We start from the raw sequence: 19,191 nt of genomic DNA on the forward strand, positions 1-19,191 counted from the left end.
AAGTGCGGTCGGAGCAGGTGCGGGAGCGGGTACAGCGGGCCCGGCAGGAGGCGGCACGACTGGTCGCCGAGGGGGTGCACGCGGTGGCGCTGACCTCGGTGGACAACGCGGGCATCGCCCGGGTGAAGGCGGTGCCGGCGGCCCGCCTCCCCTCGGTCGTGGAGCGCGGGGTCGGCATGTCGCCGTGCTTCGACGCCTTCCTGGTGGACGACTCGGCCACGTCCAGCCGCTACAGCGGCGGCCCGGACGGCGATCTGCGGCTCTTCCCCGACCTGGACCGGCTGACCGTGCTGGCCGGGCAGCCCGGCTGGGCCTGGGCCCCGGTCGACCGCTACGACCAGCAGGGCGGTGAACACCCGGGCTGCCAGCGGCTGTTCGCCCGGCGGATGACGGACCGGGCCGCCGAGCGGGGCCTCTCGCTGCGGATGGGCTTCGAGACGGAGTGGACGGTCTCGCCCTCCCTGGAAGGCCCGGCGTATGGGATGGCACGGATCGTGGAGCGGTCCGCCTACGTGGGTGATGTGCTCGGCGCACTCCTGGAGCAGGGTGTGGATGTGCTCCAGATCCATCCCGAGTACACCGAGGGCCAGTTCGAGGTGTCGGTGGCCCCCACCGATCCGGTGGGCGCGGCGGATCTGGCGGTGCTGGTGCGCGAGACGATCCGCGCGGTCTCGGTACGGCACGGGCTCACCCCGTTCTTCGGCCCGGTCGTCACGGCGGGCGGCGTCGGCAACGGCGCCCACCTCCACCTCAGCCTCTGGCAGGAGGGCCGGAACCTGTGCGGGGGCGGGGACGGCCGGTTCGCCATGACGGCCGACGGCGAGTCGTTCCTCGCGGGCGTCCTGGCGGCCCTGCCCGCCCTCCTCGCCGTCGGCGCCCCCTCCCCCGCCAGCTACCTCCGCCTGGAACCCTCCCGCTGGGCCGGCGCGTTCCAATGCTGGGGGCTGGAGAACCGGGAGGCCGCCCTCCGCTTCATCACCGGCGCCCCCGACGACCCGGACGCCGCCAACGCCGAGGTCAAGTGCTTCGACCCGGCCGCCAACCCGTATCTGGCCGTGGGCGCGGTGATCGCGGCGGGCCTGGCGGGCCTGGACGCCAAGGCGATGCTGCCCGACCCGGTCTCCGGCGACCCGGCGGTGGTCGGCGGCAAGCCCCGGCTGCCCGCCTCCCTGCCCGAGGCGCTGCGCCACTTCACCGCCTCCGACGTCCTGCGCGAGGCGATGGGCGACCCGCTCTTCGAGGCGTTCGCGGCGGTCCGCCAGGCGGAGTCGGCCCTGTTCGAGGGCAAGTCCGCCCAGGAGATCGCGGACGCGACGCGGGGGCGGTACTGAGATGGCGGGCCAGGAGGGGGCGGCGGAGCACCGGACGGCGGCCGCCGGGCCCCGCCGCACACCCGTCGAGGTCCCCGCGGGCACACTCCTCGACCACCACTGTCATGGCGTGCTGCGCACCGACCCCGACCCGGCCGCCTTCGAGGCGTTCCTGACCGAGGCCGACGGGCCGGCGGCGCCCGGGACCAGTTTCTTCGACACCCAGCTCGGCTTCGCGGTGCGCCGCTGGTGCCCGCCGCTGCTCGGCCTGGAGCCGCACTGCACGCCCGAGCGCTATCTGGCCCGGCGCCACGAGCTGGGCGCCCGCGAGGCGACCCGGCTGCTGCTGCGGGGCAGCGGCATCGGCGCGTACGTCATGGACACGGGCCTGCCCGGAGACATCACCGGCCCCGACGAGCTCGCCGAGCTGAGCGGCGCCCCCGTCCACGAGATCGTGCGCCTGGAGCGCCTGGCCGAGCTGGCCGCCGACACGACCCGCGACGCGGACGCGTTCCTGGCGGAGCTGGCGGCGAGGATCCGTTCGGCGGCGGCCACGGCCGTGGGCTTCAAGTCGGTGGCCGCGTACCGGTACGGGCTCGACCTCGACCCCGAGCCGCCCGCGCTCCACGAGGTGCGCGAGGCGGCGGCGAATTGGCTGAAAAAACGGCCGACGGGCACCCCTCCGAGGGAGAAGGACGACCGCGTCAAGGACCCGGTCCTGCTGCGCCATCTGCTGTGGTCGGCGGTGGCCACCCGGCTCCCGCTCCAGCTGCACACCGGCTTCGGCGACCCGGACCTACGGCTGCACCGCTGCGACCCGCTGCTCCTGACCGACTTCATCCGCGCCACGCGCCGCTCCGGCACCCCGCTGATCCTGCTGCACGGCTACCCGTACCACCGCAACGCCGCCTACCTGGCGCACGTGTATCCGCACGTGTACGCGGACATGGGCCTCACCCTCAGCCACACGGGCGCCCGGGCCGGTGCCGTACTGGCCGAGATGCTGGAGCTCACCCCGTTCGGCAAGCTCCTGTTCTCGACGGACGCCTACGGCCTGCCGGAGCTGTACGTGGTGGGGGCGCGGCTCTTCAAGGAGGGCCTGGACGAACTGCTGGGGACCTGGACGGGTTCGGGGGCGTGGTCGCGGACGGACGCGGAGAGGGTGGCGGAACTCCTGGCGAGCAAGAACGCGGAGCGAATCTACAGAGCCCCTTGACCATGCGATGTGCAGCACTCCCGTCCCCCTTGGAGGCGCGGGGCTGTGACACTGTGCGGCTCCGCCGCGCGGGCGCGACCAGCCACAGCGGACCCGCAGACGAACGGGCTCGGGGCGCAGCCCCGCCTTCAGGGGCGCGGGGCTGTGACATTGTGCGGCTCCGCCGCGCGGGCGCGACCAGCCCACGACGGGCCGCAGACGAACGAGGCCGGGCGCAGCCCGAGAAGGGGACCCCGACGGGGCTCAGTCCCCGTCCGGGTCGGCCCGGTCCAGCGCGGGACGCGGCTGCACACCCGTCTCGTGCAGCAAGAAGTCCGCCGCGGCGGTATCCGTCACCAGGCTGGTGACAAGCCCGGACCGCAGCACCGCATCGATGGCGGAAGCCTTCCGCTGTCCGCCGGCGATCGCCACGACCTCCGGGATCCGCCGCAGCCGGTCCGCCTCGACGGTGATGCAGCGCTCCCCGAGGTCCCGGCCGACCCGTCGGCCCTCCGCGTCGAAGAGGTGCGCGGACATCTCGGCCGCGACGCCGAGCGAGGCGTAGTGCGCCCGCTCCTCGTCGGTCAGCATGTCGTGCACCGTGGAGATGCCCGGCTCCCACGAGCCGATGGAGACCGCCGCGACGGTCACCTTGTCGAAGTACTCGAAGGCCCGCGCGATCCCGGTCTGGTTGCGCAGCGCGGCCGCGGTGGCCGCGTCCGGCAGCAGCATCGGCGCGTAGATGGGGTGGGCGTCACCGCCGGAGACCTGGGCGGCGCGCCGCACGGCCTCCACCGAGCCGCGCTCGGCCGTGCCCGCGTCGTAGACCCCGGTGAGCTGCACGACCGTGCACGGCGGCAGCCGGTCGAGGGCCGCGGCCATGTGGATGGTGGACCGGCCCCAGGCCAGGCCCAGCACGTCGCCCTCGCTGACCAGCTCGCCGAGCAGATCCGCGGCGACCTCACCCAGGTTCTCCGGGTCGGGCGACGACTCGTCCTCGCCCGCCTCCGGGGACTCGACGACGACGGCGTGCCGCAGCCCGTACCGGGCGCGCAGCGCGTCCGAGCGCTCCGCGTCCAGCTCCGCCGGGACGCGGATCTCGATCCGCACCAGGTCGCGTTCGAGAGCGGTCTCCAGGACCCGGGCCACCTTGAAGCGGCTGACGCCGAACTCCTCGGCGATCTGGATCTTGGACTTGCCCTCCAGATAGAAGCGGCGGGCCATGGCCGCCGCCTGCACCAGCTCCGCGGGTCCCATCCGCAGGGCTGACCGACCCGCCGACATTGCAGACACCGCGATCTCCTCACTGCTGTTCACACTCTGGACTCGCTGTTCATCCTGTCAGATCCAACGGTCCTTGATCAGCCCCGGAGGGCCGCGTTCACCGAGCCGTGGCTCAGTGGCCGCATGCCCATGGGGCGCTCGCCGTGCTCCGTTCCGCCATGGAGCGCAGGGTACGCACCGCGTCGGCGGGGTCCTTCGCTCCGTAGACGGCCGACCCGGCCACGAAGACGTCCGCGCCCGCCTCCGCGCACCGCTCGATGGTCGTCGCGGAGACTCCGCCGTCCACCTGGAGCCACAGTTCGAGGCCGTGCTTGGAGATCAGCTCCCGGGTGCGGCGGATCTTGGGCAGCATCACGTCCAGGAACGGCTGGCCGCCGAAGCCCGGCTCCACGGTCATGATGAGCAGCATGTCCAGCTCGGGCAGCAGGTCCTCGTACGGCTCGATGGGCGTCGCTGGCCTGAGCGCCATCGACGCCCGTGCGCCCTTGGCCCGGATCTCCCGCGCGAGGCGGACCGGCGCCGCGGCGGCCTCCGCGTGGAAGGTGACCGATCCGGCCCCCGCCTCGACGTACTGCGGGGCCCAGCGGTCCGGGTCCTCGATCATCAGATGGCAGTCCAGCGGGGTCTCCGTCGCCCGGCGCAGGGATTCCACGATCGGCACGCCGAGGGTGAGGTTCGGCACGAAGTGGTTGTCCATGACGTCCACGTGCAGCCAGTCGGCACCTTCGACGGCCTTGGCCTCTTCGGCGAGGCGCGCGAAGTCGGCGGAGAGAATGCTGGGGTTGATCTGAGCCATGCCCCAAGCCTGCCATGCCTCGCACCACTTGCCTGCCACGGTACGGATTCGGGGCCCCCGGGACGGGAGACCTACGTCTCTCCTACGACTCGCCGGACCGGGAAGCTCCGTGTAATCCTGGTGTTTCAGGCCATTTCGGAAGGCTCTTCCGGAAGGCCGTTTTCGGGAGCGGCACCCCGCGCCGACCGCGGGCTCCTGGGGGACGTGATGTCCGACGCGCGCACTCACCCTGACCAGAGCGAAGAGCGCCCCGCGGCGACCGGGCAGGGCCCCGGCCCCCGCGGAGTCGCGTGGCTGGTCTGCGGACGCCGTACGAAGTGGCTGGTGCTGGTGGTCTGGCTGATCGTGGTCGCGGTCGCCTTCCCGCTCGCCCAGAAGCTCACCGACGCCCAGGACAACGACGCCACCTCGTGGCTGCCCGGCAGCGCCGAGTCCACCCAAGTCTTCGACTCCGCCAAGGCGTTCAGGCCGGAGGAGGTCCCGGCGATCGTCGTCTACGCGCGCGACGGCGGCCTCACCGTCACCGACAAGCAGAAGATCGGCGCCGACGCGGACGCGATGCGCGCGCTGAGCGCGGACGGGATCCAGGGTGCCCGCGTCCAGGGCCCGCTCTTCGACCCCGGCGCCACCGCCGCGCAGATCCTCGTGCCGATCAAGATGGACAAGAACGGCTGGAACCACATCGCGGACGCGGTGGACAGACTGCGCGACCGGTCCGGTACGAGCGACAGCGGGCTCCAGGTCCACATCACCGGCCCGGGCGGCACCTCGGCCGACTTCGCCAAGGCCTTCTCCGGCATCGACTCCACCCTGCTGTTCTCGGCGCTCGCGGTGGTCGTGGTGATGCTGCTGATCACGTACCGCAGTCCGACGCTTCTCCTGGTGCCGGTGATCTCCGTGGTCTGGGCGCTCTCCGCCGCGCAGGCGCTGATCTATCTGCTGGCCCGGCACGCGGGCCTGACCGTCAACGGCCAGAGCGCGGGCATCCTCACCGTGCTGGTCTTCGGAGCGGGCACCGACTACGCGCTGCTGCTCGTCTCCCGCTACCGCGAGGAGCTGCGCCGCCACGAGGACCGCCACGAGGCGATGGCGCTCGCCCTGCACCGGGCCGGGCCCGCGGTCCTCGCCAGCGGCGCCACGGTCGTCCTCGGCATGCTGGTCCTGATGGTGGCCGAGATGAACTCCACCAAGGGCCTCGGCCCGGTCGCGGCCATCGGCGTCGCGGTCGCGCTGCTAGCCATGCTCACGCTGTTCCCGGCGCTCCTGGTGATCTTCGGCCGCTGGATCTTCTGGCCGGCCAAGCCGGTCTTCGGATCTCCCGACCCGACCGCGCGCGGGGTCTGGGCCCACATCGGCCGTCGCATCGCCATCCGTCCCCGTACGGTCTGGGTGACGACGGCCGTGGTGCTCGCGGTGTGCTCGCTCGGCCTGCTCCAGCTGAAGGCGAACGGCCTGAGCAACGCGGACTCCTTCACCGGCAGACCCGACTCGATCGTGGGCGCCGAGGTGCAGGCGAAGCACTTCCCGGCGGGCAGCGGCGATCCCCTGGTGATCATTACGGCGGCGGACAAGGCGGCGGAGGTGCGCCGGGCCGTCGCGGCGACCGACGGCGTGGTGCCCGCCTCGATCGGGGTGCCGCCGGGCACCGCGGCCGAGCACGACGGCGAGGTCCTGCTCGAAGCCACCATGACGGCGAGACCGGACAGCGACGCCGCGCACGCGACCGTCGAGCGGGTACGGGACGCGGTCCACGCGGTGCCCGGCGCCCATGCCCGGGTGGGCGGCGGCACGGCCGCCGTACTGGACATGGAGAAGGCCACCACGCACGACAACAAGCTGGTCATCCCGCTGGTGCTGCTGGTGGTGCTGTGCGTCCTGGCGATCCTGCTGCGGGCGCTGGTCGCGCCGCTGCTGCTGATCACGACGGTCGTGCTGTCGTTCGCGGCGGCGCTGGGCATCAGCGCGCTCGCCTTCCGCCATCTCTTCGACTACGCGGGCGAGTCCACGGACTTCCCGCTCTTCGTCTTCGTCTTCCTGGTGGCCCTGGGCATCGACTACAACATCTTCCTGTCCACCCGGATCCGCGAGGAGGCGGCCCACCACGGCACCCGCCGGGGCGTGGTGACCGGCCTGGCCGCCACCGGCGCCGTGATCACCTCGGCGGGCCTGGTCCTGGCGGGCACCTTCGCGGTGCTCGGCACCCTGCCGATGGTGGCGTTCGCCGAAATCGGCTTCGCGGTGGCGCTGGGCGTCCTGCTCGACACCTTCATCGTCCGCTCGATCCTGGTGACGTCGCTGTTCCTGGACGTGGGGCGGCGGGTGTGGTGGCCACACCGGCTCTCGCGGGACCCGGAGGAGGGCCCGGCGGCGGTACCGGCGGGCGCCGGGACGGTCGGCCACCAGGACTGACAGGCCCTCAGACCCTCAGACCCTCAGCCCCTCAACCAGCCGGAAAGGGCCCGGAGTTGAGGCTCCGGGCCCTTGGCCCACGCCGTGCGCCGCAGCGTCACGCCGTGCGCCGCAGCAGCGCCAGGTACATCGCGTCCGTCCCGTGCAGATGCGGCCACAGCTGTACGTCGGGGCCCTCACCCAGACCCGCGACGCCCGGCATCAGCGGCCGTACGTCGATCCACTCGGCCTCGACGGGTTCCCCGCCCCGGCCCTTGAGTACGTCCTCCACCACGATCCGCGTCTCGGCGAGGTGCGGCGAGCAGGTCGCGTAGCCGACCACGCCGCCCACCCGGACCGCCGACAGCGCCTCGCGCAGCAGCCCGCGCTGGAGCGGAGCGAAGCCCTCCAGGTCCTCGGGGCGACGGCGCCAGCGGGCCTCGGGGCGACGGCGCAGCGCGCCGAGGCCGGAGCACGGCACGTCCATCAGGACCCGGTCGAAGGAACCCTCCCGCCACGGCGGCCGGGTGCCGTCGGCCGCGATCACCTGGTACGGGCCGGGGTTCCCGGCGAGCGCGCGCTCCACCAGGCGGGCCCGGTGGGGCTGCTTCTCGGAGGCGAGCAGGGCGGCCCCGCGTCCGGCGGCGAGCGCGGCGAGCAGCGCCGCCTTGCCGCCGGGACCCGCGCACCCGTCCAGCCAGCGCTCGTCCCGCCCCTCGATCGGTGCGTTCGCGAGTGCGACGGCCACCAGCTGGCTGCCCTCGTCCTGGACACCGGCCCGGCCGTCCTTCACGGCGTCGAGCGCGCCCGGCTCACCGCCTTCGACCATCCGTACCGCATAGGGCGACCAGCGGCCGGGCAGTGCGCCCTCCTCACCGAGAGCATCCATGAGCTCGTCTGTGGTCGACCGGCCGGGGCGCGCGACCAGGGTGACCTCGGGCCGCTCGTTGTCGGCCTCCAGGAGGTCCTCGATGCCCGCGCGGCCACCGCCCAGCGCGTCCCAGAGCGCCGAGACGACCCATCGCGGATGCGAATGCACGATCGCGAGATGGTCCTCGGCGTCCTGGTCGTACGGAGGCGCGACCTTCTCCAGCCAGCCGTCCAGGTCGTCCGCCGCGATCTTGCGCAGGACGGCGTTGACGAACCTGGCGCGGCCGTCGCCGAGCACCACACGGGCGAGCTCGACGCTGGCGGAGACCGCCGCGTGGCTGGGGATGCGGGTCCCGAGCAGCTGGTGCGCGCCGAGCGCGAGCACGTCGAGGACCGGTGGGTCCACCTCGCGCAGCGGCCGGTCGATGCAGGCCGCGATGATCGCGTCGTAGGTGCCCTGTCGGCGCAGCGTGCCGTAGACGAGCTCGGTGGCGAGCGCCGCGTCGCGGCCGTCGAAGTTGCCGCCCTCGCGGGCCTTGCGCAGCAGGGGCGGCAGGACGAGGTTGGCGTACGCGTCCCGCTCGTCGACGGCGCGCAGCGCCTCGAAGGCGAGGATGCGGACGGGGTCCTTCTTGGGGCGGCGGTACGGCTTGCCACCGCCCTTGCCGTCGCTGTTCCGGGGACGGCTGTGCGGCTGATCGTTCACGTGAAAGGTGCTCCGCTGGTCAGATGGTGCGAACCCGACCAGCCTACGACTGTTCGCCGCGCGCCCCCACCCGGGCCGGCGCCCCGCGTCGGCCGGGGCGCCCCCGGGCCGGGACCGGTCAGCCGACGTGCTCGTCCGGGGCGATGCGCACGCCCCGCGCCCAGTCCGCGCCCTTCATCGGCTTCTTGCCCTGGGGCTGGACCCAGAGCAGCTCGACGGCGTGCGAGCCGGTGCCGACGTACACGTTGTTCTTGCCGGCGGACAGCTCGCCCGGCGCCAGGTCCGTGTGGTCCGGGACGGGCACGGCCTGCACAAGCTTGAGCCGCTCGCCGCGGAAGAGGGTCCAGGCGCCGGGGGCCGGGGTGCAGCCGCGCACCACGCGGTCGACCCGGAGCGCCGGGGCGGACCAGTCGATCTGCGCGTCCTCCACGGTGATCTTCGGGGCGAGGCTGATGCCGTCGGCGGGCTGCGGGACGGCCTTGAGCGTGCCGTCCTCGATGCCGTCCATGGTCGCGGCGAGCAGCCCGGAACCGGCGAACGCGAGCCGGGTCAGCAGGTCGCCGCTGGTGTCGGTGGGACGGACGACCTCGGTGACCGTCCCGTACAGCGGACCGGAGTCGAGTCCGCGCTCGATCTGGAACGTCGAGGCTCCGGTGATCTCGTCGCCCGCCATCAGCGCGTGCTGGACGGGGGCGGCGCCGCGCCAGGCGGGGAGCAGCGAGAAGTGCAGGTTCACCCAGCCGTGGACCGGGATGTCGAGCGCCACCTGCGGGAGCAGCGCCCCGTAGGCGACGACCGGGCAGCAGTCGGGGGCGATCTCGCGCAGCCGCGCCAAGAAGTCCTCGTCGCGCGGCTTCACCGGCTTCAGCACCTCGATGCCGGCCTCCTCGGCGCGCTGGGCGACGGGGCTGGCCACCAGCCGACGGCCGCGTCCGGCGGGCGCGTCGGGCCGGGTCACCACGGCGGCGACCTCGTGCCGGCCGGAGGCGATCAGGGCGTCCAGGGCGGGAACGGCGACCTCGGGGGTGCCTGCGAAGACGAGCTTCACTGGGGAGTACCTCGCTTTGTAGAGAGCGATGCCCAGTCTATTGGGTGTCCCCGCCCGCCGGTTGGGTGTCCCTGCCGGACTGCCGGGTGTCCCGCCCGGCGGTTCCGTACCCGGTACGGGGGCAGGGGCGTACGCGGTGGCGTACGCCCCGTGCATAGGCCCATACGCCCCCGCAGCGTGACCACAACACCAGGTGGCGCGTTGGTCAAGAGAGATTGACCGAAACGGGCCGCGCGTGCGGCCCGATCCCTTTTCAACAACGCCGGTTCGAGAGGCTTGTTCATGGCCGACCACGCAACCCACGACGCCCAGGCACGGGCCAGTCTGCACCTGTTGGTGCGGGACATCGAGCGGGTCCGCCGGCAGGTGGACGCGCTGCGCACCCTCACCGCCCAGCTCGGCAACGTCTACCGTCCGCGCCGCTCCGGCCCGTCCACGGGCTTCGTCGTCTACGGCAGGGCTCCCGCCCCCACCGTCCGGCTCGCCCAGGAGCTGCGGGACAGCGTGGAGACCCTGGTGACCGCGGCGGTGGACTTCGACCGCTCCCTGGGCTTCTCGTGGGACGCGGTGGGTTCGGCGCTCGGCGTCACCAAGCAGGCGGTGCACCGGCGTTACGGGGCGCGGCGGGCCGCCGCCCAGACCGCCGAGGCCGAGCGCCCGGCCGAGGCGGCCGTGACGCGCACCCTTCCGGTCCCGGCCGGGATCCCCGCGGTGCCGGCCGCGCGCTCGATGCCGCCCCAGCCGACGGCGACGACGCAGTCGCTGCGCGAGGAGGCCCGCACGACGGCGTTCCCGGGCCCGCGCAACGGCTGACCGCGGCCCCTTTCCGTGCCCTCGTCGCACCTGACTGTGCGCCGGGGGCACCTGTCTGCGTGTGCGCGGGCCGGGCGTCTGGGCGGGCGGGGGCCCGGCTTCTGCATGTACGCGGCCCCGGCGTCTGGGTGGGCGCGGGCCCGGCTTCTGCATGTACGCGACCCCGGCGTCTGGGTGGACACGGCTCCGGCGTCTGCGTGGGCCCGGCCCCGAGGGGGTACGGGCCGGGGCACCCCGGATGCCAGGAGCCGGGCTCCCCACCCAACGGTCCCTCACCCGGCACCCCCTCAGCCGATGTCCGGCGGGTCCACCCTGATCCGCACCGGATCGCCGCCCCCGCGCGCCAGCCGTCGCGCCTGTGCGGTCTTGAGCGCGGCCGCCAGGGCCGAGCCGCTGCCGGGCGGCACCCGGACCAGGGCTCGCTCCCACGCCTCCCCCACCGGAGGGTCGCCGGGGCGCCGGGCCCGGCCCGGCTCGCTGAGCCGCATCGGGACCGGGCCGAGCACCTGCGCGTCGGGCGGCAGCTGAGTGCTCGTCAGGAACGTCGCCACCGCCTCCGCGCGGCCCAGGACCTCCGCCATCCGTGAGACCGGCGGGAAGCCCAGCTCGGCCCGCTCGGCCAGCTCGCGCAGGGCGTGGCCGACCGGGTCCCAGCGGACCAGGGCCTGGACCGGCCGCAGGGTCGGCTCGGCGACCACCACCACCGTGCCGCCCTCGTCCTGGCCGCGCACCAGCGAGGCCGCGCCGATCCAGCGCCGCAGCGCCTCCTCCCCGGCGCGCAGATCGGGCCGCCCGAGCATCGCCCAGCCGTCCAGGAGCAGCGCCGCCGCGTAACCGCCCTCGGCGACCGGCTCAGCGCCGGGCGTGGAGACCACGAGCGCGGGCCGCCCGGGCACGCTGTCCAGCACGTGGTCGCGCCCGGACGTGCGCACCGGCACCGCGGGAAACGCCCGGCCGAGCTCCTCGGCGGTGCGGCGCGCCCCCACGACCGCCGCCCTCAGCCGTACGCCCCCGCACTCCGCGCAGCGCCACTCCGGCTCGCCCCGCCCGCACCACCCGCACCGCAGGTCCCGCTCGTCCGGCGCCTCCAGGGGCCCGGAGCAGTGCCGGCAGCGCGCGGGCGTCCGGCACCGCTCGCAGGAGAGCCGGGGCACATATCCCCGCCGGGGCACCTGGACCAGCACCGGGCCGCTCTTCAACCCGTCCCGGACAACCTGCCAGGCGAGGCTTGGCAGCCGGGCGGCGCGGGCCGCCTCGTCCCGGGCCAGCTCGCCGTCCCCGACGGTACGCACCAGCGGCGCGGCCGCCCGTACGGTGGCGCGGTCGGCCACCAGCGGCGCCGCCCAGCCGCTCTCGACGAGCTGCGCGGCCTCGACCGTACAGCTCGTACTGCCCAGCAGGAACGCGCACTTGTCGTGGGTGGCGCGCAGTTCGAGGACTTCACGCACGTGCGGGAAGGGCGCGTGGTTGTCGCTGTGGCTGGAGTCGCCGTCCTCCCAGACGACCACCAGGCCGAGCCTGTCGACCGGGGCGAACATCGCGGCCCGGGTCCCGACCACGGCCCGCACAGAGCCCCGTCGCACGGCGAGCCACTGCCGGTAGCGCTTCTCCGGACCGGACTCGGCGGTCAGCAGCGCGTGCCGCCCCTCGCCGAGCAGCGCGGTGAGCGCGGCGTCGACCCGCCCGGCGCTGCGCCCGTCGGGCACCACGACCAGCGCGCCGCGCCCGCCCGCGAGCGTCGCCGCGACGGCCCGGGCGATCTCGTCGGCCCAGGACGGTCCGGGCAGCGTGGTCCACACCGCGCGCGGCGCCCCGCCCGCGGCCAGCGCGCGCAGGAACGCGCCCCCGTTCCCGTACCGCACCCACGTCCCCGCGTCCGGCACCGGCGGTGGCTCCAGTGGCTCGGGCGAGGGCTTCGCCTCGGCCCGCGCGTTCCTCGGTGGCACCGCGAGCTGCAGCACGTCCGCCAGGCTCCCCGCGTACCGGTCGGCGACCGCCCGGGCCAGGGCCAGCATCTCGGGGCTGAGGACGCGCTCGGGCGAGACGACGCCGGCGAGCGCGGCGAGCGGCCCCGAGTAGTCCGACTCGGCGAGGCGCTCGACCACGAACCCGTCGATCAGCCCGCCGCCCTCCCGGCGCCCCCCCTGCACGTTGCGCGCCCCGGCCCCGAACCGCACCCGCACCCGCACCCCCGGCTGGGCGTCCGCGTCCAGCTCCTCGGGCACCGCGTAGTCGAAGAACTTGTCGAGGTGGACGCCGCCCTTGTCGACCACGACCCTCGCCACGGGCAGCCCCTTGGCCAGAGCTGCCCCACGCCAGGTCCGCGGCTTGGCCTTGGGCACCTTGGCCTTGCGCACGGTCTCCCGAATGAGCGCGAGCTGCTCCGCCCCGCCCCCTTCGGCGCCCCCGCCCGCCTTCTCGTTCTCGCTGCTCACAGCCAAATTCCTACCAGACGCCACTGACAGCGGCCCGGGTCCGGGACGCGCGACGGCCCCGGACCGCAGGGGTCCGGGGCCGTCGGGAAGCCGGGCGGGTTACAGGCCCGCGGCCTTGCGCAGCGCGTCCACGCGGTCCGTGCGCTCCCAGGTGAAGTCGGGGAGCTCGCGGCCGAAGTGGCCGTACGCCGCGGTCTGGGCGTAGATCGGGCGGAGCAGGTCGAGGTCGCGGATGATCGCGGCCGGGCGGAGGTCGAAGACCTCGGCGATGGCGGTCTCGATCTTGTCCGGGTCGATCGTGGCGGTGCCGAAGGTCTCGACGAAGAGGCCGACCGGCTCGGCCTTGCCGATCGCGTACGCGACCTGGACCTCGCAGCGGGCCGCGAGGCCGGCTGCGACGACGTTCTTCGCCACCCAGCGCATCGCGTACGCCGCGGAGCGGTCGACCTTGGACGGGTCCTTGCCCGAGAAGGCGCCGCCGCCGTGGCGGGCCATGCCGCCGTAGGTGTCGATGATGATCTTGCGGCCGGTCAGACCGGCGTCGCCCATCGGGCCGCCGATCTCGAAGCGGCCGGTCGGGTTGACCAGCAGGCGGTAGCCGTCGGTGTCCAGCTTGATGCCGTCCTCGACGAGCTGCTTGAGCACGTGCTCGACGACGAACTCGCGGATGTCGGGGGCGAGCAGCGAGTCCAGGTCGATGTCGCTCGCGTGCTGCGAGGAGACGACGACGGTGTCGAGGCGGACGGCCTTGTCGCCGTCGTACTCGATGGTGACCTGGGTCTTGCCGTCGGGGCGCAGGTAGGGGATGGTCCCGTTCTTGCGCACCTCGGACAGCCGGCGCGAGAGGCGGTGCGCCAGGTGGATCGGGAGCGGCATCAGCTCGGGCGTCTCGTCGCACGCGTAGCCGAACATCAGGCCCTGGTCGCCGGCGCCCTGCTTGTCGAGCTCGTCCTCGTCGCCCTCGACCCGCTTCTCGTACGCGGTGTCGACGCCCTGCGCGATGTCGGGGGACTGCGCGCCGATGGAGACCGAGACGCCGCAGGAGGCGCCGTCGAAGCCCTTCTTCGACGAGTCGTAGCCGATCTCGAGGATCTTGTCGCGGACCAGCTGGGCGATCGGCGCGTACGCCTTGGTCGTGACCTCGCCCGCGACGTGGACCAGACCCGTGGTGATCAGGGTCTCCACGGCGACACGGGACGTCGGGTCCTCGCGCAGGAGCGCGTCGAGGATCGTGTCGCTGATCTGGTCAGCGATCTTGTCGGGGTGACCCTCGGTCACAGACTCCGAGGTGAACAGACGACGGGACACAACGCTCCCTGGGGTTGCAGCGGCTGCTGGCTGATCATGGGTGGGACGGGCCGGGGGCTGCGCCCGGCGTCGTTCCACGACCAGTTTATCGGTCGGTACCGGTCACGGGGCCACTTGTCTCGCACATTGAAAGCTCTGTGACCTGCGACACCGCATTTTGCGGTACGAAGATCGAGCTTCGGCAGAGGCCGTGGGACCGGATTTTGGCGGTTTTCGGGCGGCCGTACGGGCGAACGTGAATTCATGCGAAACGCGGGACGACGAGATCCCACACGATGTCCGCGAGCGCTTCTTTCGGCCCGTACGGAACCGGGGTCTCGGCTCCGTCGGCGGCCAGCACGACCGCCTCGTTCTCCTCGGAGCCGAAGGTCTTGCGCTCCCCGACCTCATTGACGACCAGCAGGTCACAGCCTTTTCGCCGCAGTTTCTGGCGGCCGTTGGCGAGGACGTCGTCGGTCTCGGCGGCGAAGCCGACGACGACCTGGCCGGGGCGCGGCCGGTCGGCGGAGAGCTCGGCGAGGACGTCGGGGTTGCGGACCAGGGCGAGCGGCGCGGGCTCCTGGCCGTCCTTCTTCTTGATCTTCCCGGCGGCGTACGACTCCGGCCGGAAATCGGCGACGGCGGCCGCCATGACCACCGCGTCCGCGTCCGAGGCGGCCTTCAGCACCGCCTCCCGCAGTTGAACCGCGGTGCCCACCCGGACGATGTCCACCCCGGCCGGGTCGGGCAGCCCGGTGTTGGCCTCGATCAGGGTGACCCGGGCGCCCCGGGCCACGGCGGTGCGGGCCAGGGCGTACCCCTGCTTCCCGGAGGAACGGTTCCCCAGGTAGCGGACCGGGTCCAGCGGCTCACGCGTGCCGCCCGCGCTGACCACCACGTGGCGGCCCTCCAGGTCCCGCTCGGCGGTGCCCCGGGCGAGCACCCTTCGGCAGACCTCGAAGATCTCGGCGGCTTCCGGCAGGCGTCCCTTGCCGGTGTCGACGCCGGTGAGGCGGCCGACGGCGGGCTCGATGACGACCGCGCCCCGGCGGCGCAGCGTCGCCACGTTCTCCTGGGTGGCGGGGTGCTCCCACATCTCGGTGTGCATCGCGGGCGCGAAGACGACCGGACAGCGGGCGGTGAGCAGGGTGTTGGTCAGCAGGTCGTCGGCGAGGCCGTGGGCCGCCTTGGCCAGCATGTCGGCGGTGGCGGGGGCGACCACCACGAGGTCGGCCTGCTGGCCGATCCGCACGTGCGGCACCTCGTGGACGTCGTTCCAGACCTCGGTGGAGACCGGGTGCCCGGAGAGCGCGGACCAGGTGGCCGCGCCCACGAAGTGCAGCGCCGAGGCGGTCGGCACCACGCGCGTGTCGTGCCCGGACTCGGTCAGCCGGCGCAGCAGCTCGCACGCCTTGTAGGCGGCGATCCCGCCGCTGACCCCCAGAACGACCTTCGGCTTGTCCACCGCGTCTCCCCGCATTCGGATACGTACACCCCTATGACACACCACAGGCCCGACAGTCGCGCTGCCGGGCCTGTGGTCAGACGAACGGAGGCCTTACTGGGCCGGGCCCTCGATGGCCTCGGAGGTCAGCAGACCCGCGTTGATCTCGCGAAGCGCGATAGAGAGCGGCTTCTCGTGGACGTGGGTGTCCACCAGGGGGCCGACGTACTCCAGCAGGCCCTCACCGAGCTGCGAGTAGTACGCGTTGATCTGGCGCGCGCGCTTGGCGGCGTAGATCACGAGGCTGTACTTCGAGTCGGTTGCTTCGAGCAGCTCATCAATCGGCGGGTTGATGATGCCCTCGGGCGTGGTGATGGAAGAGGACACGTCTGCCTTCCGAAGGGGATTAAAGATCAAACAACTTTCATCAAGGCTAGCAGCTCGCGCGCTACATCCTCGACGGAGGTATTGACCAGGGTCGTATCGAACTCCGACTCCGCGGCCAGTTCCACCTTCGCGGCGGCCAGCCGGCGCTCGATGACCTCGGGCGCCTCGGTCCCCCGGCCGGTGAGCCGGCGGACCAGCTCGTCCCAGCTCGGCGGGGCGAGGAACACCAGCAGGGCCTCGGGCATCGACTCGCGCACCAGCCGGGCACCCTGGAGGTCGATCTCCAGGAGGACCGGCTCGCCGGCCTCCAGGCGGTCCAGGACGGCACGGCGCGGTGTGCCGTAGCGGTTGCCCGCGAATTCGGCCCACTCGAGCAGTTCGCCGTTGGCGACCAGCTTGTCGAATTCCTCGTCGTCCACGAAGAAATAGTGAACGCCGTGGCGCTCGCCGGGGCGCGGCTTACGGGTCGTCGCCGACACCGAGAGCCAGACCTCGGGGTGAACCTTGCGCATATGAGCGACGACCGTGCTCTTGCCGACCCCGGAGGGGCCGGAGAGCACGGTCAGCCGCGGACGTGCGTCCGGGGGTACGGGGGATGACCCCCGGGGTGAAGCTGCCATGCACCGATTATTCCAGCTTCCCGGGGGTGCCCGGGACGTCAGGCCCCGGCGCCGCCGAACTCGCGCTCCAGGGATGCGATCTGGTTGGAGCCGAGACCCCGCACACGGCGGCTCTCGGAGATCCCCAGCCGCTCCATGATCTGCTTGGCCCGGACCTTGCCCACACCGGGCAGGGACTCAAGGAGGGCGGAGACCTTCATCTTGCCGATGACGTCGTTCTCCTGGCCCTGCTTGATGACCTCGTGGAGGGAGGCGCCGGAGTGCTTGAGTCGATTCTTGACCTCGGCCCGCTCCCGGCGAGCCGCGGCGGCCTTTTCGAGCGCGGCTGCGCGCTGTTCAGGGGTAAGGGGCGGAAGAGCCACGCCTACGTCACCTCGGATGTCGAACTGTCGGATACGGACCGGTGAGGAAGCTAGTCGCCCCACACCAGGCGAGCAACGAGCGACGCACAATGCCCGTTCGCTCGTCTCTGCTCTCGTCGGAGACTAGCGGCCAGGACCGCTCCCGTCAGCGAGAACAGACGAAAAGTCCTGGTCAGCCTCTGCCGACCAGGACATTCGCGACATAACACCCCGGTTTTGGGTAAGGAACGCGTCAACCTTTGGCGCGCGGACTCGCCCGCGGACTCCGATGACGAGCCGCGCACCGCTAGGCCGAGGCCACCGCGGTACGGATCTCGTCCGCGAAACGGGCCGCCGCGTCCTGAAGTCCCGTGAGGTCGGGACCGTGACGCAGAACACCCCGGCTGACGTTCGGGACGACGTTGCGGACGGCCGGTCCGAACACCGCGGGGAGGTCCGCGGCCGTCGCGCCCTGCGCCCCGATGCCCGGAGCGAGCAGCGGCCCGTTGATGTCGAGGTCGAAGGCCGACAGATCGCCGAGGGTCGCGCCCACGACGGCGCCGAAGGAGCCCATCGGGGTCGCGTCCGCGTTCTCGTCCGCCAGGTGCGCCAGCATGGTCGCGCCGACCGTGCGGCCGTCCTCGCGCACCGCGCGCTGCACCTCCGCGCCCTCCGGGTTGGAGGTCAGGGCGAGCACGAAGAGCCCGGAGCCGCTCTCGCGCGCCAGCTCCACGGCGGGCCGCAGCGAGCCGTAGCCGAGGTAGGGCGAGACGGTGAGCGCGTCGCAGAACAGCGGCGCGTCCTTGTGCAGGAAGGTCTCGGCGTACGCGGCCATGGTGGAGCCGATGTCGCCGCGCTTGGCGTCCATCAGGACCAGCGTGCCGGCCGCGCGGGCGTCCGCGACGGTCCGCTCCAGGACCGCGATGCCGCGCGAGCCGAAGCGCTCGAAGAACGCCGCCTGCGGCTTGAAGACGGCCACCCGCTCGGCCAGCGCCTCGACGACCGCGCGCGAGAACCGCTCCACGCCCGCGACGTCGTCGTTCAGGCCCCAGTCGGCCAGCAGCGAGGCGTGCGGGTCGATGCCGACGCAGAGCGGACCGCGCTCGTCCATGGCGTGGCGCAGCCGCGCGCCGAAGGGAAGAGTCACTACTTCACGGCCTTTCGGGTCTCGGCGCCGACGGCCTCGGCGAGGGTGGCGTACGGGGAGGCGGCGAGCCGGGCCGCGAGGCCCTTGTGGATCGCCCGGCCCCAGAAGGGGCCCTGGTAGATGAAGGCGCTGTAGCCCTGGACCAGGGTGGCCCCGGCGAGGATCCGCTGCCAGGCGTCCTCGGCCGTCTCGATGCCGCCGACGCCCACCAGGGTGATCGAGTCGCCCACGCGCGCGTAGAGGCGGCTCAGGACCTCCAGGGAGCGCTCCTTGAGCGGGGCGCCGGAGAGGCCGCCGGTCTCCTTGACGAGCGCGGGGTCCGACTTCAGGCCGAGGCCCTCGCGCGCGATGGTGGTGTTGGTGGCGATGATGCCGTCCAGGCCGAGCTCGACCGCGAGGTCGGCGACGGCGTCCACGTCCTCGTCCGCGAGGTCCGGGGCGATCTTGACGAGCAGCGGCACCCGCCGGGAGGTCACCGTGCGGTCGGCGGCCTCGCGGACCGCGGTGAGCAGCGGCCGCAGCGACTCGGTCGCCTGGAGGTTGCGCAGTCCGGGGGTGTTCGGCGAGGAGACGTTGACCACGAGGTAGTCGGCGTGCGCGGCGAGCCGCTCGGTCGACTTCACGTAGTCGGCGGCGGCGTCCGCCTCCGGGACGACCTTCGTCTTGCCGATGTTGACGCCGACGGTGGTACGGAACACGGCCCGGCGGGCCGCGAGCCGCTCGGCGACCGCCGCCGAGCCCTCGTTGTTGAAGCCCATGCGGTTGATCAGGGCGCGGTCCTGGACCAGCCGGAACAGCCGCTTCTTGGGGTTGCCGGGCTGGGCCTCGCCGGTGACCGTGCCGATCTCGATGTGGTCGAAGCCGAGCATCGACATGCCGTCGATCGCCACGGCGTTCTTGTCGAAGCCCGCGGCGAGGCCGAACGGGCCGTGCATCCGCAGGCCGAAGGCTTCGGTGCGCAGCTCCTCGTAGCGGGGCGCGAGCGCGGCCGCGACGAAGGTGCGCAGGACGGGGATCCGGGCGGCGAGGCGGATCCAGCGGAAGGCCAGGTGGTGGGCCTGCTCCGGGTCCATCCGCTTGAAGACCAGGTTGAAGAACAGCTTGTACATGTCGGTGTCCT

Annotated in this window: 16 protein-coding genes; 4 read left to right on the forward strand and 12 right to left on the reverse strand. The window is 73.0% G+C overall.

The features are described 5' to 3' along the window. Positions 1-2 precede the first annotated feature (2 nt). Positions 3-1,331, forward strand: coding sequence for a glutamine synthetase family protein (locus AB0G17_RS28930; protein WP_361389089.1), 1,329 nt, complete (start codon positions 3-5; stop codon positions 1,329-1,331). A gap of 1 nt (position 1,332) precedes the next feature. Beyond that, positions 1,333-2,526, forward strand: a complete 1,194-nt coding sequence (locus AB0G17_RS28935; RefSeq protein ID WP_361389092.1) for an amidohydrolase family protein — start codon at positions 1,333-1,335, stop codon at positions 2,524-2,526. 243 nt (positions 2,527-2,769) lie between these two features. On the opposite strand, the gene AB0G17_RS28940 is transcribed toward AB0G17_RS28935, so the two are convergent. Beyond that, positions 2,770-3,822 (reverse strand): sugar-binding domain-containing protein, encoded by a 1,053-nt coding sequence (locus AB0G17_RS28940; RefSeq protein ID WP_361389095.1) that lies wholly within the window; start codon positions 3,820-3,822, stop codon positions 2,770-2,772. 79 nt (positions 3,823-3,901) lie between these two features. Continuing rightward, positions 3,902-4,585 (reverse strand): ribulose-phosphate 3-epimerase, encoded by a 684-nt coding sequence (gene rpe / locus AB0G17_RS28945; RefSeq protein ID WP_361389098.1) that lies wholly within the window; start codon positions 4,583-4,585, stop codon positions 3,902-3,904. A 207-nt stretch (positions 4,586-4,792) separates the two neighbouring features. Between rpe and AB0G17_RS28950 the strand changes: the two genes are divergently transcribed. After that, positions 4,793-6,994, forward strand: a complete 2,202-nt coding sequence (locus AB0G17_RS28950) for an MMPL family transporter (RefSeq protein ID WP_361389101.1) — start codon at positions 4,793-4,795, stop codon at positions 6,992-6,994. Between the two features lie 97 nt (positions 6,995-7,091). Here the strand turns inward: AB0G17_RS28950 and AB0G17_RS28955 are convergent, their stop codons facing one another. Continuing rightward, positions 7,092-8,549 carry a transcription antitermination factor NusB gene (locus tag AB0G17_RS28955; RefSeq protein ID WP_361389104.1) on the reverse strand — a complete coding sequence of 486 codons (1,458 nt, stop codon included), beginning with the start codon at positions 8,547-8,549 and terminating at the stop codon, positions 7,092-7,094. A 118-nt stretch (positions 8,550-8,667) separates the two neighbouring features. Next, positions 8,668-9,597 carry a methionyl-tRNA formyltransferase gene (gene fmt / locus AB0G17_RS28960; protein ID WP_361389107.1) on the reverse strand — a complete coding sequence of 310 codons (930 nt, stop codon included), beginning with the start codon at positions 9,595-9,597 and terminating at the stop codon, positions 8,668-8,670. A gap of 282 nt (positions 9,598-9,879) precedes the next feature. On the opposite strand from fmt, the gene AB0G17_RS28965 reads away from it, so the two are divergent. Then, entirely contained in the window at positions 9,880-10,410 is a 531-nt protein-coding gene (locus tag AB0G17_RS28965) for a hypothetical protein (protein ID WP_361389110.1), read from the forward strand. 287 nt (positions 10,411-10,697) lie between these two features. Here the strand turns inward: AB0G17_RS28965 and AB0G17_RS28970 are convergent, their stop codons facing one another. The 8 genes from AB0G17_RS28970 to AB0G17_RS29005 form a co-directional block, all read right to left on the reverse strand. After that, complete coding sequence (locus AB0G17_RS28970; protein WP_361389113.1) at positions 10,698-12,845, reverse strand: primosomal protein N'; 2,148 nt, start codon at positions 12,843-12,845, stop codon at positions 10,698-10,700. A gap of 99 nt (positions 12,846-12,944) precedes the next feature. Further along, a complete protein-coding gene (gene metK, locus AB0G17_RS28975; RefSeq protein ID WP_361389116.1) occupies positions 12,945-14,153 on the reverse strand; it encodes a methionine adenosyltransferase in 1,209 nt (402 codons plus the stop codon). Between the two features lie 241 nt (positions 14,154-14,394). Then, positions 14,395-15,612, reverse strand: a complete 1,218-nt coding sequence (coaBC, locus tag AB0G17_RS28980) for a bifunctional phosphopantothenoylcysteine decarboxylase/phosphopantothenate--cysteine ligase CoaBC (RefSeq protein ID WP_361389119.1) — start codon at positions 15,610-15,612, stop codon at positions 14,395-14,397. Positions 15,613-15,690: 78 nt separating this feature from the next. Next, positions 15,691-15,963 (reverse strand): DNA-directed RNA polymerase subunit omega, encoded by a 273-nt coding sequence (gene rpoZ, locus AB0G17_RS28985; protein ID WP_003970369.1) that lies wholly within the window; start codon positions 15,961-15,963, stop codon positions 15,691-15,693. Positions 15,964-15,989: 26 nt separating this feature from the next. Then, a complete protein-coding gene (gene gmk, locus AB0G17_RS28990; protein WP_361389122.1) occupies positions 15,990-16,583 on the reverse strand; it encodes a guanylate kinase in 594 nt (197 codons plus the stop codon). Between the two features lie 38 nt (positions 16,584-16,621). Continuing rightward, the gene (locus tag AB0G17_RS28995; RefSeq protein ID WP_030493613.1) at positions 16,622-16,945 is read right to left on the reverse strand and encodes an integration host factor; all 324 of its coding nucleotides are present in this window, start codon (positions 16,943-16,945) and stop codon (positions 16,622-16,624) included. A 286-nt stretch (positions 16,946-17,231) separates the two neighbouring features. Beyond that, positions 17,232-18,071, reverse strand: a complete 840-nt coding sequence (pyrF, locus tag AB0G17_RS29000) for an orotidine-5'-phosphate decarboxylase (protein ID WP_361389125.1) — start codon at positions 18,069-18,071, stop codon at positions 17,232-17,234. Next, the gene (locus tag AB0G17_RS29005) at positions 18,071-19,180 is read right to left on the reverse strand and encodes a quinone-dependent dihydroorotate dehydrogenase (protein ID WP_361389128.1); all 1,110 of its coding nucleotides are present in this window, start codon (positions 19,178-19,180) and stop codon (positions 18,071-18,073) included. Before AB0G17_RS29005 ends, pyrF begins: the two co-directional genes overlap by 1 nt. Positions 19,181-19,191: the final 11 nt, after the last annotated feature.

This window comes from Streptomyces sp. NPDC023838, from assembly GCF_040639555.1.
Lineage (GTDB): Bacteria > Actinomycetota > Actinomycetes > Streptomycetales > Streptomycetaceae > Streptomyces.